Raw genomic sequence first — 3,594 nt, 5'->3', positions numbered from 1 at the left:
CGCCGTGCGCGGCATCGCCGACCGGAGCGAGGCCGCGCGCGCCGAGCGCCGCCTCCTCTTCGGCGTGGCCGGCCTGGCCGCGCTGATCGAGGACGGCGTGCACGTCGGCCTCCAGGGCGAGCTCGACTGGAACGTCTGAGTCGACGTGCCAGCATGGGAGGCATGAGCGCTCCCCTGATCCCCCTCAACGACGGCCGCGCGATCCCGCAGCTCGGGCTCGGCGTCTACAAGATCGGCGACGAGGAGGCGGCGCGAACCGTCGCGGTCGCGCTCGACGCCGGCTACCGGCACGTCGACACCGCGACGCTGTACGGCAACGAGCGCGGCGTCGGAGCGGGCATCCGCGCGAGCGGCGTCCCTCGCGAGCAGGTGTTCGTGACGACCAAGGTCTGGAACGACGACCACGGCTTCGACGAGACCCTGGCCGCCTTCGACCGCAGTCTGGCGCTGCTCGGCACCGATTACGTCGACCTCTACCTCGTGCACTGGCCGATCCCCTCCCGCGACCGCTACGTCGACACCTACCGTGCGCTCGAGCGGCTCCAGCGCGAGGGGCGCGCCCGCTCGATCGGCGTCTCGAACTTCGCCCCCGAGCACGTGCAGCGACTGCTCGACGAGACCGGGGTCGTGCCCGCGATCAATCAGGTCGAACTGCACCCGCGACTGCCGCAGGAGGAGCTGCGCGCGTTCGACGCCGAGCACGGCATCGTGACCGAGGCCTGGTCGCCGCTCGCGCGCGGACGTCTGCTCGAGGAGCCGGTGCTCGCTCGGATCGCGGCGAAGCACGCGGTCTCGCCCGCGCAGGTCGTGCTGCGCTGGCACCTCCAGCTCGGCGTGGTCGTGATCCCCAAGTCCGTCACTCCCGAGCGCATCCGCGAGAACCTCGACGTGTTCGGTTTCGAGCTCGACGGCGAGGATCTGGCAGGAATCGCGGGGCTCGCGACCGGAGAGCGCACCGGGCGCGACCCCCGACTGGACTGACGCGCCCTACCCTGGCGTCATGACGACGCGGACCGCTCTCCTCCTGCACGGGCTCGGCGGTGCCGCCGGCACATGGTGGCGGGTCTCGGAGGCGCTGACCGCCGCAGGCTGGACGGTCTGCGCACCGGACCTGCGCGGTCACGGCGAGGGGCCGCGCGGAGGTTCGTCGCGCCACGACGACTACGCCGACGACGTCCTCGCGAGTGGTGGTGGGCCGTGGGATCTCGTCGTCGGGCACTCCCTCGGCGGCGCGGTCGCCGTCCGGGCCGCTGCGCGCGCGGGCGGCTGGGCTCGACGACTCGCGCTGCTCGACCCCGTGCTGCGGCTGAGCCGCGAGCAGGCGGCCGAGGTGCGGGCGAGCGAGCTGGCTGATCTCACGATCAGCCCGGACGAGCGCGCCGCGGCGCATCCGCTCTGGCACGAGCGGGACCTGGCCGAGAAGGCGGCGGCGGCGCACGCGGCCGACCCCGCCTCCATCGCGGCCGCGATCGACGACAACGACCCGTGGGATCTGCTGGACGACGTGCCCGCGCTGCGGATCCCGGTGCTGGTCCTGGCAGGGGATCCGCAGGTCTTCACCTTCTTCCCGCCGGCCCTCGCGGCCGAGGTCCTCCGCGCCGGTCCGCGGGTGCGGTACACGGTCGTCGCCGGAGCCGGGCACAGCCCGCACCGCGACGCGCCGGTGGAGACCCTCGCGATGCTCCGCGAGTGGGCCGAGAGCCCCGCGACCGCCTGAGCGCCGGCTCCGCCGGTGATCGCCGTGTTTCCGGCCTGTGAATTCTCGCGGGAGGGGGGATGGACCGCTCTGTTTCCTGTGAATACCCTCGCAGAACACGCGATTCCCTCCCAGTTTTCAGGAGGGGCGCGGCCGGGTCGTCGAGGCGACGGCCCGTTCTCGACACCAAGGGGGCCCTCGTGGCGCGAACCACCACCATCCGAGCGGACGGCGCCCGCCGGGCCCGCTCACTGATCGGCGCCGGCGCGATGATCGGCGCCGGCGCCCTCGTCGCAGGCGCCGCGCTCGTGCCCGCGGCCAGCGCCGTCGAGCCGGCCGGTTTCGCCGAGACCGTGACGGTCGACGGCATCATGACCCACGTGGAGGCGTTCCAGTCGATCGCGGACACCCATGGCGGCACCCGCGCGATCGGCACTCCCGGCTATGAGGAGAGCGGCCGGTACATCGAGTCGGTCCTCGCCACCGCCGGCTACACGACCGAGCGGCAGGAGTTCGTCACAGCGACCCAGAGCATCGGGGCCTTCACCCTGACGACCGCCACCGGCGCGGTCGGCATTCCGATGGAGTTCACGCCCTCAACGCCCGAGAGCGGTGTGACAGGAGAGCTCCTCACTCCGGTCGACCCCCTCGGCTGCACCGCCGACGCGTGGACCGGCCTCGACGCCACCGGCGCGATCGCGCTCGTCAGCCGCGGCACGTGCAGCTTCCTCGAGAAGTCGATCGCCGCCGGAGCCGCCGGAGCCTCGGCGATCCTGATCTACGACAACGTTCCAGGCGACGCCCTGAACGGCACCTACGGCGGACAGGACACCGCCGCGATCCCGGGAGTCGGCGTCACTCAGGCCGAGGGCAGTGCTCTGCTCGCTGCGCTCCCCGCGAGCGCCGGCGTGCTGATCGAGCAGACGACGACCGATGTCGAGACGTTCTCGCTCGTGACCGAGACGGCGGGCGGCGACCACGAGAACGTGGTCATGCTCGGCGCGCACCTCGACAGCGTGCCCGAGGGCCCCGGCATCAACGACAACGGCTCCGGCTCGGCGGCACTCCTCGAGACCGCCGTGCAACTCGCCGCCGCGGGCGAGACCGCCAACGCGGTGCGCTTCGCCTGGTGGGGCGCCGAGGAGGTCGGCCTCGTCGGCTCCTACACCTACGTCGACTCTCTGACGGAGGAGGACGCCGCGGCGATCGCGACGTACATGAACTTCGACATGGTCGCCTCGCCGAACTACGTGGTCTCTGTCTACGACGCCGACCAGTCCACCTACGAGGCTCCCGTCGAGGTGCCCGCCGGCTCGATCGCGACCGAGAAGGCGTTCACCGACTACTTCGACTCCATCGATCAGCCCTGGATCGATACGGCGTTCGACGGCCGCAGCGACTACGACGGCTTCATCTCGGTGGGCATCCCCTCCTCGGGACTCTTCACCGGCGCCGACGATGTCAAGACGGAGGAGGAAGTCGCGCTGTTCGGCGGCACAGCGGGCATCACCCACGACCCCCAGTACCACTCGGCAGCCGATGACATCGACAACATCAGCCAGGAGGCGCTCGGCATCACCTCGAAGGCCATCGCGTTCGTGACGGCCTCGCTCGCCGCGGACACCTCGGCGATCGACGCCGAGAAGAACCCGGCTCCGAGCCCGGAGCCGACGGAGACGCCGACCGCGGCTCCCACCGCGCAGCCGACGACTCCGCCCACCGCCGCTCCCACCGCGGAGCCGACGCCGAGCAGCACGCCGACCGCCGTGGCGCCGCACCCCGGTGCCCGCCCGCCGCTGCCCTCGACAGGAGCCGACATCGGCCTCCCGCTGGGTCTCGGCGCCCTGCTGCTCGCAGCCGGAGGCATCGCCCTCGCCCGGGCCCGCCGCCCGCGCGCG

Annotated in this window: 3 protein-coding genes; all 3 read left to right on the top strand. The window is 72.5% G+C overall.

The window, feature by feature from the left end; all coding sequences use genetic code 11:
- The first annotated feature begins 162 nt into the window (after positions 1-162).
- On the top strand, positions 163-981 hold the full coding sequence (locus ACH61_RS14490; protein WP_068213388.1) for an aldo/keto reductase: 819 nt from the start codon (positions 163-165) through the stop codon (positions 979-981).
- A 19-nt stretch (positions 982-1,000) separates the two neighbouring features.
- Positions 1,001-1,717 carry an alpha/beta fold hydrolase gene (locus tag ACH61_RS14485; RefSeq protein ID WP_068213385.1) on the top strand — a complete coding sequence of 239 codons (717 nt, stop codon included), beginning with the start codon at positions 1,001-1,003 and terminating at the stop codon, positions 1,715-1,717.
- Positions 1,718-1,896: 179 nt separating this feature from the next.
- The coding region (locus ACH61_RS14480) for a M28 family peptidase (protein WP_068213382.1) at positions 1,897-3,594 on the top strand (1,698 nt) is incomplete at its 3' end.

It is taken from the genome of Rathayibacter tanaceti (genome assembly GCF_001634385.1).
GTDB classification, from domain to species: Bacteria; Actinomycetota; Actinomycetes; order Actinomycetales; family Microbacteriaceae; genus Rathayibacter; species Rathayibacter tanaceti.
Note: the sequence above shows the minus strand (reverse complement) of the source record. Positions and strands in the feature narration are given on the sequence as shown.